The organism is Streptomyces sp. CA-278952, assembly GCF_028747205.1.
Classification (GTDB): domain Bacteria; phylum Actinomycetota; class Actinomycetes; order Streptomycetales; family Streptomycetaceae; genus Streptomyces.
In genome coordinates this window covers 8,143,058-8,156,516 of sequence record NZ_CP112880.1, presented here as the reverse complement: position 1 = coordinate 8,156,516, position 13,459 = coordinate 8,143,058, and the positions used below count along the sequence as shown (strand labels likewise).

Here is a 13,459-nt window from a genome sequence, read left to right as displayed (position 1 = left end):
GGGCGTTGGCGTCGTCCGGAAGCCCGGCAATGACCCGGTCGACGTGGACGGCAACCCCGGCAGCCAGCGGACCCGACAACCGCCTCGTATGAATGCGCAGGGCCCTCTGCCCCGGCTGTAGCGGAGAAAGAGGCGTCGGCTTCCCGGACCCGCTGACCCACCCCCGCCGACCTGCGGCGACCGGCTATCTCGCGGATCAAGAACTACGTTTCCCTTTGCGTATTACCGCGAAGGCAAGCAGAGCAATCCCTAGCAGTCCCATGCCCCCCAAGAAAAGATACATCCCGTCACCTGTCTGCAATCCAGCCACCAATGCCGCGATAGATATTACAACGCAAACGACAGAGAATACTTGCAGCTTGACCTTATCGTTCACCCTGAACTCCATATTCTTGCATGCTTACCCTTAGTCGCGGCAACGGATGAATCCGTTGCCGCGACAGAGTTTGTGGCTAACGAGCTATCGGCACCACCACATAATCACCCGTAGCTGATGATGTCCATGCCTGCGTAGCCCATTGCGCCACCAACCGCGCAGCTCGCAGCTACCGCGCCTACCGTCCCGAGGGGTCCACCGAAAACGCTTGCGGCCTGGATGACTCCCGTTTCGGCTGCGGCACCAATTCCGCTAATGCAGCCGACAGCAGCTCCCACCTTATTTTCGTGATCGCTCAGGAAGTCTCCTGCTTTCTGAAGCCATCCAAGGCCCGAAGGGTCGATGTTGTTGACGGGGTCGCCTGCGGCGTAGAGGTAGGGGTTCTTTTCCTGGCCGGAGGGGTCGGGGGTGGTGAAGCGGCCGATGTTGGGGTCGTAGTAGCGGGCCGCGTAGTGGTAGAGGCCGGTGGGGTCCTGGTAGCCGCCGGCGAAGCGGTACGGCTGCGGAACCTGTTCCGTGGTGGTGCGCTGCACGCCGCGGGGGCTGTAGGCGTAGGTGTTGGCCTTGGTGCCGGTCTCGTCGGCCAGGGCGACGACGCTGCCGAGTGCGTCGGTCAGGTAGTAGTGGTTCTTCCCCCCGCGGGTCATGGAGTTCAGCGTGCCCCCGGGCTCGCGGTTGAATCCCGTGTCCACTCCGGCCGTTGAGGTGGCGGACAGGCCGAGGGGTCCGTTGTGGAAGAAGGTGTCGCCGAGCTTGATCCGCTCGGACTGGTCGGTGGAGCCGTACTGGCCCGCGTAGGTCTTGCCGCCGGTGGTGATCGACGTCATCTGCGAGTAGTCCGACCACTTGACGCCGGTGCGGGTGCCCTCGGGGGTGGAGGTGCCGGCGGTCTCGTTGCCGATCTTGTCGTAGGACCAGTTCGTGGTCGAGCCGTCCTTCGCGGTGATCTGCTGGGCGTCGTTGATGGTGTAGGTGGTGCCCCGCGGGCAGCCCTTGTCGACGCCCTGCGAGGTGAGGTTCCCGGCCAGGTCGTAGCAGTACTGCCAGGAGGCTTTCAGCGTGGTGCCCTTGTTCTCCGCCGCGTACGCGAACCTGCCCGCCGTGTCGTACTCGTAGCTCGTCTTCGTTCCCGCGACCGCGTCGGTGTTGGTGCGGATCTTGCCGCCGTCCTTGCCGTCTTCCTTGGCGTAGGTGTAGGCGAGGTCGACGAGGGTGCCCTTGGGGCTGGTGGCCTTGATCTTCTCGGGGCGGCCGGACTTGTCCGGGGTAACCTCCTGCACAGTGCTGCCGGGGTAGGTGGTCTTGGTGCGGACGTCGTTCCTGTTGTACTCGTACTTCGTGATCTTGCTCTGGGGGTCCTTCAGCTCCTTGAGCTTGTTGACCTCGTTCCAGGTGTAGTCGGTCAGGCCCGCCGGGTCCTTGTACGTGTCGACGTTGCCCGCCGGGGTGTAGGCCAGCACCGTCTGCGAGCCGTTCTGCAGAGTGCGGACCGTCTCCCGGGAGAGCGGATCGAACTCGTACGTGATGACCCCGGTGCCGTCCGAGCGCTGGGTGAGGTTGCCGTCGCCGTCGTACTCGTAGGTGACGGCCAGGTAGTTGGAGGAGTCGACCTTCTTGACGCGGTCGCGGTTGTCGTAGGTGTAGAGGACCGTGACGCCGCGGGCGTCCTTCACCGTCTCAGGACGGCCCAGCGCGTCGTAGGTGTAGGTGGTGGTGCCGAGCGGGGCCGGGGCCTTGACCGTCTTCAGGTTGCCCTGGGCGTCATAGGTGAAGGTGGTGGAGACCGACTTCGAGGCCGTCATCTTCGTGGTGACCTTGCAGACCTGTCCCTCGAAACCACCACAGGTCGGGGTGGCGGGGTTGTAGTCGAAGGACTGATTGCCGCCGCCCGCGCCCTGGACCGCGACGGACTTGGTGTTGCCCGCCGTGTCGTAGGTGTACTTCGTCTTCTCGTCGTCCGCCGTCGTCAGCGTCTCGGGCAGGTCCGCACCGGCGATCGTCTGGTAGCCCCCCATTGTGGCCGCCGCGCCGGTGGGAAGCTCGGACGAAGTGAGGTTGTTGCGGGAGTCCCACCCGTACTTCGTGACGTTCCCGGAGACGCCACCCGCGCCCATGGCGTCCGCGGCCTCCTGCACGTTGCGGTTCGCGTCGTACTTCTTGGAGCGCGACCGCTCCAGCGCGTCGGTGACCTTCGTGACCTGGCCGTCGGCGTCGTAGTCGTACTTCGTGGACTGCTGCTCGGGGTCGGTGACCGTCGTCCTGCCTGCCGCCGACGGGGTGGTGGCGGAGTAGGTGTAGGTCCAGGTCGGGCCGGTGTGGCCGGAGCCGTTCAGCTCGGTGGCGCGGAGCATGGAGGTGACGCGGTTCTGGTCGTCGTAGGTGAAGACCGTGACCCGGCCCTTGGGGGTGGTGATCTTCGTGAGGCGGCGGGAGGAGTCGTAGCCAAAGACGGTGTGCTTGCCCTCGGTGTCCGTCGTCCTCGCCAGGTCGCCGGCGGGGTTGAGGTCGAAGACGGCGGTGCGGCCGGTGTGGTCCTTGGCCTGCCACTGGTTCGGGTACGTCTTGACCAGGTCGACCCAGCGGCCGGAGCGGGTCTCGGTGAGCTTGAAGCCCTTGTGCTCGGAACCCGTGTTGTGCTGGGTGACGGTGATGGCACCGTTGTTCTTGTCGGTCACCTTCGTCAGCGTGCCGTGCTCGTTGTAGGTGTCCTTGGAGCCCGACTTGCGGTCGGTCAGCGTGTACGTGCCGTCAGCGTTTCTCTTCAGGTCCTGGGAGTAGCCCTTCGGGGTCGTGAGCGCCCCGTCGGCCTCCTTGGTGAAGCGGACGGCGGCCCCGGTGGCGTCGTACAGGACGACCTCGTCCGCGTTCGCCAGGTTCAGGTAGCGCTCGTACTCCTGCCACCACCGCTGTGACACCTTGCCCCACGGGGCGTCGAGCGAGTTGTACGTACGGGCCAGCCGCAGCTTCTGCCCCACCCCCGCGACCTCGAAGTCCGTCCCCGCCAGCATCAGGTTGCCCGTGGAGTAATTCACCCGCGCCACCAGCGAATCGGTGACCCGGAAGTCGGATATCTGATGCCAGGGCACCGAACCCTGCCCCTGCGGGACGTACGCGGACGGCGCGGCGGCCGTCGAACCGCGGGCCGCCTTCCGGGACGGTGCGGGCGGTGTGCCGGTCCCGGCCCGCCCCTTCTCCGCCTCCAGCCAAGTGGCCTTCTCCGGCGTCGGGGCTGCCTCCGCCAGGTTGCCGGCCGGCTTGTTGGAGCCGACCTTGACCGGCGGTATCTCCGCCTTCGGCCCGCCCGGGCCCCACGCGGAGGCCGCCGCGCCGTCGGCGGTGGGAGCGTCGGCCGGAGCGGCCAGTGCCGGGAGCGCGGTTGCCCCCAGCGCGGCCACCACCAAGGCTGCTGTCAGAGCACTTCTGCGGGATGTACGGGCACGCCGAAACGGCATGCCGGAAGCACGCGAAACCATGCAATCCCCCCACGGGATACGTAGACGCGGTGGCCACTGAAGCCACCGGAGCCCCACACGCTGCCACGGCTCCATCACAAGGCGCGAACACCTTCTCGACCAAGAACACGCAAACGGGCCGGAACAAGCCGACTTCAGCACCCGATTCGCCCCGGAACGGCCCCTACTGAAACCTCTCTTGCCTTGTGGCAACTGTTTCAACGTCAACAGAATCGGGGCTGAAAACCGGCCGCGAGTCGCGCCGCTCCTCGCGCCCGAACGCATGAACAGTCAAGGTCGGGCAAAGAAGAACGTGCCAGGCAGGGGGATCATGGAGCAGGACGGCCGTCGAGCGAAGCACCGCATCCACGGAGTCGACCGCGCGACGCTAGGCCGGCATCCTGCTGTGCTGGGCTCACGCGGCCGCCATGGCCCTGACCGCCGCCGAGGCCATGCTCCGGTCGCCTACCAACTGGTGGGCCGTCACCTGGGCAGCGACCGCAACCCTGTTCATCACCTGGGCCCTTCTCCGAGCCGCCCAGAAGAAGCTCCTCCGACGGGCCGCCGAAGACGAGGACGGGCAAGGTGACCCCTCCTCACCCGAAGAACCCACCCACTACGACCGGGCCGCATAGCCCACCCTGGAGGAACCAACGGCGGGACCGGCGCGAGGGCGGCCGGACGCGAGCCCCCTCCGGCTGCCTTGACTTTGCCGTGGATCTTGGAGGAGTCAGGTGCCGAGGGCGCGCCAAGCACTTGGCCAGGGCAACCCTGACCGGCGCATCGTCTTGGGGCCGTCGACGGAGAAGGCCCGACCATCCGCATCGTCCTGGACGCCGGCCTCCCTCACGAGACCGGCGACTGACACCACCCTGCCCCACGGCCCGGCGGCCGTCCGTACCGGCCGGGACGGCCGCCGACCCGACGTGGCGCAGCGGGAGGCCCTCACCACGATCGGTGAGGGCCCCCTGCTGTTCAGAGTGCGGTGGTGAGGCCCCAGCCGGGACCCAGTTCCTGACGGTCCGCGAAGGCTGAGGTAGGTGTCATGGCCGGAGCCTACACCCTAGCTCTGCAGGCGCTGCTGGATCAGCCAGAAGGCGAGGCCGACGGTGCCGGCCCCGGTGGCGTAGGCGGCGCTGCGCAGAGCGCTGGAGAGCAGGGCGCGGCGGCGGCGGACCAGCCAGGTGCGTACGGGTCGTTTCTGCGGGGGTTCGTCCGGGGGGTTGGGGCGGCGGTTAGTGGAACCTTCGGCCCCGCTGGTTCTCTGGTCAGGGGCGGCCGACCAGGGTGTGAATGTGGTCGGCGATCCAGGCGTCGGGGCGGCAGACCAGGCCGTCGGTGAACCGGTCGACCACGCGCTCGGCATCGGCCTCCAGGCGCCCGGTGGTGACGGCCCGGCAGGTGGGATTGCGGACGAAGTACCCGGTCAGGGAGTTCAGGGCATGCAGGAACTCCTCCGGATCGGGGCTCGGGCCGGACCGGACCGGACCGGAACAGTGTCGTGGTGACCTGCTTCCTCCAGAACCGGGCCTCGCGGTCTTCACCGAGACCGAGGTGGTCCAGGTAGAGGCAGTACGCGGCACCGTTGTGTCCGGCGCCGGCGGCGAACCGCCACCAGAACCTGGCGCTTGCGGGGTGATGGGCGAGGTAGAACGTGGCACGCGAAGGCCTGCACGCCGTCGATGTCGACGCCGCCGGTCCAACCGTCGAACTCGGTGACGCCCTCCCTCTCGTCGCTGTGGCCGAGCAGCGCGGTCAGCCGCTCCACGTGGGCCGCCGCCCCGGGATGGTTGACGACGCACTGCGCCCAGGCGCCCAGACCGCGCCGGGCGTTGGGGCCCGTGGAGCCCCGTGCGGCGGCCGGGGTGCGGCCGTCGTCATGGGCCAGGCGCCGGAGCCCGGCGCCGACGTCGAAGGGCCGACGGAGCTCGCGCCGGCCGGCGTCCGCGAGGAGCTGCTCCCAGGGCGTGGTGTTCACGTGGCGCCCCTCCGGTGGATCGGGCGTGTGGCGCGGCGGTGGATGGGGGCCAGGCGTTCCTGGGCCTTGCGCTAGTGGTGGGTGACCGTGCTGGGGGGGGTGAGGCCTATACCAGGCGATGTGCTTGGTGTCGTACTTGCCGATGGCCTTGAGCACGACCGCGTCGTACTGGCGCGGGGACAGCTTGCACATCGCCGGGTAGAGGCCGATGTCGCTGTCCATGAACGGCAGGCTCTCGCGGAACGTCCCGAGGACCTCGTCGAGAACGGTGCGGCGCATGATGTTCCAGGCCTGCTCGGGCAGGTCGGGCTCGGTGAGCAGGCTGTCCCACTGCCGCTTGATCTCGATGAAGGCCCGGTGCACGGCCTCTTCGGCGAGATCGTTCGTCTTCAGGATGGCCAGGGCGAACTCGTGGAACGCGTCCTGGTTGGAGAGGTAGTAGGCCTCAAGCTCCAGGGGAATCGGGAGCGGGGGACCTCGGCCACCGGGGTGTGGCCGGACTCCTCGCGTACGTCGTCGGTCATGGATCCTCTTCGTTGAGGCTGAGTTGACCCTTGGTAACGGGTGCCGTCGGGAACCACTCAACCGGCCGAATCAGCCGAACGCGCATGCACACCCGCACGAATATGACGTACGGAGATCAACTAACCCCGCACCGTCGCTTCACTACCCACGGTGCACCTCCCTGACCCGGGGTGATGATGAGCGCGGCCGAAGGGTCTGCGGGGAATGGAGTGGCGAATCCCGTGAGACGGGGGCCATGTTTGCGATGGTCCGGTCTTGGTCGACTTCTCGCCACGAACGAGTGAAAGCGGCCAAAGCGAAGCGCGGCGGCGCGGTACGCACCGTCCGACCGGCCCCCGGCGAACGCTCGGCGCCCCGTGAGCCGTGACGCCTACCGGCGAGTGAGCCCAATCTCCGGCCGGCAGACCCGGCACGACTCCACCTCCGGCATCCCCAGCGCGATCAGCGCATCGTCCCGGTCGATGTATCCGCCGACCACCGGGTACGTGGCGCAGTCGCCGCGGTGGAGCAGCGCTGCGGCGGCAGGCCGCTCGGGCTGGAGCTTCCACCGGAGCCCGGCGTGCGCCTGCTGGCGGCGCACGCATTCCTCCGCCTCCTGGGCTTCGAGCTGCTGCACCCGCTGCCGCGCCTGCCGTAGCTGATACTCCAGCCACTCAACTACGGCCCGGTTTTTCTCCAGCGGGGTCGGCTCCCGGTACGGCTGGTCCAGCTCGTGAGTACCTGACGCTGTCGAGGGTCTTGGTTGAGCACCTTTCTGGGGCAGATCAGCGAGCTGAACGAGCGGCTCATTCGAGGGCACTGCGCCAGGGGTGAGCCCGGTAGTCGGTCTTCGAGCGCCTGGAGAAGGTGTGCACCGTGCCCTAGGGGAACACCCGGACCTGGAACACCAACTGCCCCTCATGCGGTGGCATCGGAAGCCCTCTGCCATCGGTGGTCCCCCAGGGGGCCCACGAAAACCGCCGCTACGCGAATCACCCCACACCCCTCCATGGTGGGGACGGCAGTGGTGGGGACGGCAGTGGCGCGGACGGTCCGACGCCGGAACGCTGTCCCAGCCCCTGCGTTCCGATGTTTGCTCGATACCTTGACGCCGCAGCACTGACTCAGTAAGAGAGTGGGGCACCGCATCGGACGCTGGTGCTACTGCGGGGGGTAACGGGGTGTTTGACCTCACGATCGCGACACTCGGCACAATAGGGGTATTGGTCGGCATAGTCGCCGGAATCATCACCATTATTCTGGAGGCGCGGCGGATCCATTGGCCGGCCTGGATCTCAGGCAAGAAATGGTGGAAGGCGATCCTGGTCTTCGTGGTGGTGGGCGCGGTCGCCACGGGGCTCGCGATCAGCGGGTACCTGCTGGCCCAACGGACAACCGTGACAGAGGAGTTGGGTGGCGTAGACCTGAGCGGCTACTGCACCTCGTACGGATTCAAGGGAACCCAGGGGATGGGCTGCCAATCCCTGATCGACCTGGGAGATGCCTGCGACAAACGATTCGACAGGGACGGCGACACCATGAAGTTCACCGAGCCCGACGACCCGAACACCGGCGTGTGCGTCACGGCTTCCGGGCGTAATACGGAGATTGGCGTCGACAACCTGCCAGAGTACTGCCGCGAGAAGTACAAGCAGACTCACAAGGTCAAGGCCCTGTCCAGTCCGCCGCACAAGTGGATTTGCCGTACTGCTGTCGATCCGACACTGGTATGCAGCTGGCACTACCAGTCCCGCGATGCGGTGGGGCGGAAGGACGACGTCGACGAGCAGTGGAAGTGCTACGAGGAGAAGCGGCTCTGAGCCGCGGGCCCAGGGGCGGCCCGGGAAACCCAGGGCGATCACGGCTGAGGCGTTCACGGGGTGTGACCGATGTGACCGAGATATGCGCCAAAGGGGCAACGGGATGATCTTGAAGCCCTGATCCGCTCGGATCTACGTGCGGCGACGTGCAGCGGGGTCGCGCTCGGCGGCGTGCCGAGCGACCGAGTCGACGCCGGGCCGTGCGTATCACTCCAGGGAGCGAACGGAGGCGTGGCGGGAGCGGGCCAGCAGCATCGGGGTGGAGGTGCCGTCTTCCGCGTCGTGCGTGAGGGCACTGTGACGTAGCCGGTGAAGCGTCCAGCCGTCCAGATCCTCGATGTCGTCGGGTGAGGCGAGGGGGTTGGCCAGCAGCCGCGTGTTCTCCTCGAAGATCTCTTCAGCGCGTCGGTAGGAGAGCCGGGCCCGGCCGGTCTCCGGACACACGTCGAGCGTAGGTGTTCCGGCGGGGGCCTTGCGGTCGGTAAGGAACAGCGGGTTGCGGGTGCGGCGGCCGATGAGGCGGGGCAGGATCTGGGCGGTGCCGGACTGCCAGTGAATCCACTCGGTCGCCCCGCCCTTGGCGGTGATCCTGCCGCGCTTGTCCTGCTGGTACAGGTCTTCCACGTTCAGGCACAGCACCTCGTCGGCCCGTGCGGCGGACTCGTAGAGCATTTTCCACTGCGCCTTCTCCCGCAGCGCGACGTCGAGGCGCCACAGTGCAGCGATCTGATTCTCCGCGAGAGCCTTGGTGCGGTCCGGCGGCGCCGGACGCCGCTCGATGCCGATCGTCAGCGGACATGGCGATCGAACCGGTGACCGAACTCGGGACCGGGGGTGCACTTCGGTTGCCGCGTGCCCGCGTCGTACCTCTATCCGCCCCGCCCTCGTTGTACCCCCTCCCTTCCGGCTCTGCCGCAGTAAATGCGTACACCTCCCCCGGCGGCCGAGATGTCCCGCCTCAGGTCGCGGTGATCACGGTAGAAGCTCTGCCGCAGTAAATCCGGTATTTACTGCGACGGTTCGACTGTCAAGAAGGGGACGCGCTCCGCGCGGCGACCAGAGCAGGCCGCCCCCTCCCTCGCCCCCCGGAGGCGGAACCCCCCGATCTTCGGAGAGAAAGGGACAAACCTTCACTCGTGACCGGAACCCGCTCTCCCCACCCTCCCTCACGCCCCAGAATCGTCGATCGGCATCAGGTATCACCTGTCACCACCGATCTGAGAGGAACACTCGCCCATGCGCAAGAAACTGGCGGCACTCGCCAGCATCGCCGCACTCGCCACCGCCCTCGCCCTCCCCGGCGCAGCAAGCGCCGCCGAGACCAAGGTCACCCCGGTCGCTGGAGTCGAAGGCCTCTACAAGATCACCGGACCGGACGAGGCCGCCATCCAGGCAGCGGGCTACGAACGCTGCGGTGCCGGCACCTGCTTCTTCCAGCTCACCAACGGCACCGGCGAACTGATGTGGATCGTCCCCAGCTGCGGCCGCCACCAGGTACCCGGCTACTTCGACGGCAAAGCCACCTCCGCCTGGAACCGCACCGGCACCGCCATCATCCTCTACGACGGCGGCGGCTACACAAGCCGGCTCGGCTCCATGCCCGGATGGTTCCAGGGCAACCTCAACTCCGCCCACGACAACAAGATGAGCTCCGTCGACGCAGCCTGCTGAACCAGAAGAGCTGCGGCGCACCCACCCTGACGCCGCCCCGGGCGGGAAGCCCGCATCGATCGGCGCTCTGCCGCTGACCGTCGCCCGCGACGGGGGCTGCGAGGTCGCCTACCTGCCCGGACTCGCGATGCGACGGATCGCCGATCTCTACCCGGGCGAGGCGAAGACCGACGCGAAGGACGCCGCGGTGATCGCGGACGCCGCCCGGACGGTGCCCCACACGCTGCGGTCGTTGGAGCTGACCGACGAGATCACCGCCGAGCTCACGGTACTGACCGGCTTCGACCAGGACCTCGCGGCCGAGGCGACCGCACCAGCAACCGGATACGCGGCCTGCTCACCCAGTTCCACCCGTCGCTGGAGCGCGTGCTCGGTCCGCGGCTGGACCACCGGGCCGTCACCTGGCTCCTCAAGCGCCACGGGTCCCCGTCCGCTCTGCGGAAGGCAGGCCGCCGCAGACTCGCCGAACTCATCCGCCCTAAAGCCCCGCGGATGGCCGGGCGGCTGGTCGACGAGGTCTTTGACGCTCTCGACGAACAGAGCGTCGTGGTCCCGGAAACCGGGACCCTCGACATCGTGATCCCGTCCCTGGCCGCCTCCCTCGCAGCGGTTCACGACCAGCGCCGGGCCTTGGAAGCGCAGATCAGCACCCTGCTGGAGGCTCACCCTCTTCACCCGGTCCTGATCTCGATGCCGGGAGTCGGCGTCAGGACCGCTGCCGTCCTGCTGGTCACCGTCGGCGACGGCAGCGGTTTTCCCAGCGCCGCCCACCTCGCCTCCTACGCCGGCCTCGCCCCGACGACGAAATCGTCCGGGACCTCGATCCACGGCGAACACGCACCACGAGGCAGAAACCGGCAGCTCAAACGCGCCATGTCCCTCTCCGCCTTCGCCTGCATGAACGCCGATCCCGCCTCCCGCACCTACTGCGACCGGCAAAGAGCCCGCGGCAAAACCCACACCCAGGCACTCCTCCGACTCGCCCGCCAACGCACCAGCGTCCTGTTCGCCATGCTCCGCGACGGCACCTTCTACGAGTCCAGAGTCCCCACCGTCACCCTCGCCGCATGACCACCAAAAAGCCTCATACCCGCCACCATGTCCTTGACGAAGGACATAGCCCCCCGGGGCTGCCGGCGCCGAGCGTGGTCGGCGCGGCCAGCCCGTCGAGCGACTCGCGCCACGCCTGGCGGGCACGGTCCCGGTCCTGCGCGTCCAGCCAGCCCAGGTAGTCCTTGTACGGCCGCACCCGAGGCAGTTGCGCCGGGTCCCCGGACTGCGCGTAGAGCTGCATCAGCTCACGCAGGACGATCGACAACGACCAGCCGTCCAGCAGCAGGTGAGGGGGGTCAGCACCTGACGGTGACTGTCGTCGGCCAGCCTCAGCAGAGTGAACCGGACCAGCGGCGGCTTGGCCGGGTCGAACCGCTCGGCCTACGCGTCCCGGTCCGCGTCGGCGAGGCTACGCAGGTCCACCTCCCGCCAGGGCAGGCGCACCTGGCGGGGCACGACCTGCACCGGGCGGCTGAGCCCCGCGCACCGGAAGGCCATCCGCAGGTTGGCGTGCCGGCGCAGGAGCGCCTCGGCCGCCGCCCGCAGCGCCTCCGCGTCCAGCTCGCCGGCCACGTCGATGGCGCGCTGGACGGTGTAGACGTCCGGGCCGGCCTCGTCGTAGAGGGCGTGGAAGAACAGACCCTCCTGGAGCGGGGACAGCGGTAGCATGTCCTCGATCTTCCCGGGCCGCGTGCTCTTGGTCATTCGTCGCTCTCCCAGTCGGTTTCCAGCAGGTCCACCCCGGCACCGCCGCATCGGACAGTCCGTTCGTCCCCTCCACCGGCCCCGCGACAGCGCCCGCCTCTCCCCCGTCGCAGCCGCGCGGGTAGAGGAGCTGGCGTGGATCGGGCCGTCGGCCACCGCAGATCGCAGAGACACAAGAAGCCAGCCGGCCGGCTGATCGGCCGCGTCGGGGCGCTTCGACGCCGTCGCGGGCCCGCCCGTGCTACCCGCGCAAGCACACCCCGGCCGCGCCGCGCAGTGCGAAGCACTGCTCTCGATCGCGGTCACCTCGACGCGGGCCGCTTCCTCGCGCATTCGGGCCGCCTCCAACGCGGCGTGGGCCGGTGGGTGTCCACCCAGCAGAACGGGTGGGAGGAGCTGGCCGGGGGAGAGCGCGAGCGCCTGGGCGCCACGGTGGAGGGGCCGGTCGCCTGGATCGGCAGCGCACCGGAGGGTGCGTGGCGCCGGAGTACCGGCGCGGTCTGTCAGAGTTCGTGCGTTGTACGGGTGGATCGATCCCGGACGAGCGGGTCTACTGCCGGTGTCTTGGCGTTGTGCGGGGTTGGAGGGCTGCTGGTCAGGTGGTGCAGTCGGGGCTGAGAGCGTGGTCCGGCGCGGGCTATCCGGGCGGAACGAAGCAGGCGGTCACGGTCTTTCCGTCTCGTTGCGGATGGTGTTCCCAGCTGTCGGACAGTGCCTCGACGATCGCCAGGCCCCGGCCGCCTGTCGCGTCAAGGCCCCGGTCGGCCGGGGTCGGCGGGTTCGGGCTGGCGTCGTGAACGCTGACGTGCAGGCAGGTGCTGTCCCAGGTCAGGACGAGCTGGGCGTCACTATGAGCGTGCTTGTGCGCGTTCGTAATGAGCTCGGTCACGGTCAGAAGCACCGAATCCACCAAGTCGGGTGCGTTCTGCGCCCATTCCAGCGAGTCGAGATGTCCCCGCGCCCAGCGACGCCCGGCCCGCGCCCCTTGGGACATGGGGAAGGACTGCGCCCAGCCCACCGCCCTCATCTCAGAATCGGCCACGCCGGTGCCTCTCATTCGTTCATCGGGGGAGCCAGTGTCGTTCGTCGTCTTCCGCCAGTTCTCCTACCCGCCCGCGTGGAGATGACGTCCGCGGTGCCCCGGGCCCGGTCACGGCGGGAGCGCCTGAGGGCTCGACCAAGTCCTCCACGAGGTTGAGCATGTCGGTGTGGCTGTTGACGAAGAGGTGGGCGCGCTCGTCCAGGACCGTGTCGTGATGCGGGTGCGGAGCGGTGGGCGGCCGCCGCGGGGGCTGGCTGCTTCGGCGGGCGGCGCGGTGTGGGGTGGTGGTGAAGACGCGTGCGCAGGAGGTCTCTAGCCACAATCGGATGTTGCCGGGAATTCAGTGACTGTGGGTGGCTGTACGTTTACTCGTTGATGATGGATGAACTTGAGGTGGAAGTCGGTCCGTTGGCGCGCTGGCAGGTCCACTGGTGCGACCCACGGCGGGAGGTCTCGTGGTACGCGGCCGATCCGGTGCTGGCGGGCCTGCCAACGCTGGCGGAATGGGCGCACGCGCACGGCACGCAGCCGGGACAGCCGGTGCTGCTGCCGTCCGACGGCTGGTCGGTGCCGGAGGTCAATGGGTTCTTCGCCTAGGCGCGGATGCGCAACGCGAGCGCGGGCACCCGGAGGAAGTACGCCTTCGCGGTGGCCGTCTGGCTGGGGTTCCTCGACGCGACCAGCCGGGCCTGGCACGACGCCGACGAGGAGGACATCGCCGGGTTCAAGTTCTGGCGGATGAGCGACGAGGACAACGTCCGGCGCGTGGCCGGCGGGACGGTGCTGGACGACCTGGTCGCGATCAGCGCGTTCTACCGCTGGGCCGGGTTCCGGTCTGGAGTGAGCGATCCGGTGGCC

12 protein-coding genes and 1 pseudogene are annotated in these 13,459 nt (G+C 68.3%); 5 read left to right on the top strand and 8 right to left on the bottom strand.

All coding sequences use genetic code 11. The annotated features are described in order from the left end of the window. Positions 1-480 precede the first annotated feature (480 nt). Positions 481-3,828 (bottom strand): RHS repeat-associated core domain-containing protein, encoded by a 3,348-nt coding sequence (locus N7925_RS35765; RefSeq protein WP_274346360.1) that lies wholly within the window; start codon positions 3,826-3,828, stop codon positions 481-483. Positions 3,829-4,256: 428 nt separating this feature from the next. Between N7925_RS35765 and N7925_RS35760 the strand changes: the two genes are divergently transcribed. After that, the gene (locus N7925_RS35760) at positions 4,257-4,463 is read left to right on the top strand and encodes a hypothetical protein (protein ID WP_274346359.1); all 207 of its coding nucleotides are present in this window, start codon (positions 4,257-4,259) and stop codon (positions 4,461-4,463) included. A 633-nt stretch (positions 4,464-5,096) separates the two neighbouring features. Here N7925_RS35760 and N7925_RS35755 read toward each other — a convergent pair. From N7925_RS35755 to N7925_RS35745, 3 genes are all read right to left on the bottom strand, one after another. Continuing rightward, positions 5,097-5,372 (bottom strand): hypothetical protein, encoded by a 276-nt coding sequence (locus tag N7925_RS35755; protein WP_274346358.1) that lies wholly within the window; start codon positions 5,370-5,372, stop codon positions 5,097-5,099. Next, positions 5,369-6,169 carry a hypothetical protein gene (locus tag N7925_RS35750; RefSeq protein WP_274346357.1) on the bottom strand — a complete coding sequence of 267 codons (801 nt, stop codon included), beginning with the start codon at positions 6,167-6,169 and terminating at the stop codon, positions 5,369-5,371. The genes N7925_RS35755 and N7925_RS35750 overlap by 4 nt, the downstream gene beginning before the upstream one ends. Positions 6,170-6,701: 532 nt before the next feature. Continuing rightward, entirely contained in the window at positions 6,702-6,947 is a 246-nt protein-coding gene (locus N7925_RS35745; RefSeq protein WP_274346356.1) for a DUF6233 domain-containing protein, read from the bottom strand. 544 nt (positions 6,948-7,491) lie between these two features. Between N7925_RS35745 and N7925_RS35740 the strand changes: the two genes are divergently transcribed. After that, entirely contained in the window at positions 7,492-8,130 is a 639-nt protein-coding gene (locus tag N7925_RS35740) for a hypothetical protein (RefSeq protein WP_274346355.1), read from the top strand. 207 nt (positions 8,131-8,337) lie between these two features. Here N7925_RS35740 and N7925_RS35735 read toward each other — a convergent pair whose 3' ends face one another. Further along, positions 8,338-8,970 (bottom strand): site-specific integrase, encoded by a 633-nt coding sequence (locus tag N7925_RS35735; protein WP_274346354.1) that lies wholly within the window; start codon positions 8,968-8,970, stop codon positions 8,338-8,340. 396 nt (positions 8,971-9,366) lie between these two features. Between N7925_RS35735 and N7925_RS35730 the strand changes: the two genes are divergently transcribed. Both N7925_RS35730 and N7925_RS35725 read left to right on the top strand, forming a co-directional pair. Then, complete coding sequence (locus N7925_RS35730) at positions 9,367-9,801, top strand: peptidase inhibitor family I36 protein (RefSeq protein WP_265603656.1); 435 nt, start codon at positions 9,367-9,369, stop codon at positions 9,799-9,801. Between the two features lie 46 nt (positions 9,802-9,847). Then, positions 9,848-10,872 (top strand): annotated as a pseudogene (locus N7925_RS35725) (IS110 family transposase); the annotation flags it as partial. A gap of 13 nt (positions 10,873-10,885) precedes the next feature. Here the strand turns inward: N7925_RS35725 and N7925_RS35720 are convergent. From N7925_RS35720 to N7925_RS35710, 3 genes are all read right to left on the bottom strand, one after another. Further along, a complete protein-coding gene (locus N7925_RS35720) occupies positions 10,886-11,134 on the bottom strand; it encodes a condensation domain-containing protein (RefSeq protein WP_265604117.1) in 249 nt (82 codons plus the stop codon). Positions 11,135-11,235: 101 nt separating this feature from the next. Next, on the bottom strand, positions 11,236-11,559 hold the full coding sequence (locus N7925_RS35715) for a condensation domain-containing protein (protein WP_274346353.1): 324 nt from the start codon (positions 11,557-11,559) through the stop codon (positions 11,236-11,238). 637 nt (positions 11,560-12,196) lie between these two features. Beyond that, complete coding sequence (locus tag N7925_RS35710; RefSeq protein ID WP_274346352.1) at positions 12,197-12,601, bottom strand: ATP-binding protein; 405 nt, start codon at positions 12,599-12,601, stop codon at positions 12,197-12,199. A gap of 375 nt (positions 12,602-12,976) precedes the next feature. Between N7925_RS35710 and N7925_RS35705 the strand changes: the two genes are divergently transcribed. Continuing rightward, positions 12,977-13,198, top strand: coding sequence for a hypothetical protein (locus N7925_RS35705; RefSeq protein WP_274346351.1), 222 nt, complete (start codon positions 12,977-12,979; stop codon positions 13,196-13,198). Positions 13,199-13,459 lie beyond the last annotated feature (261 nt).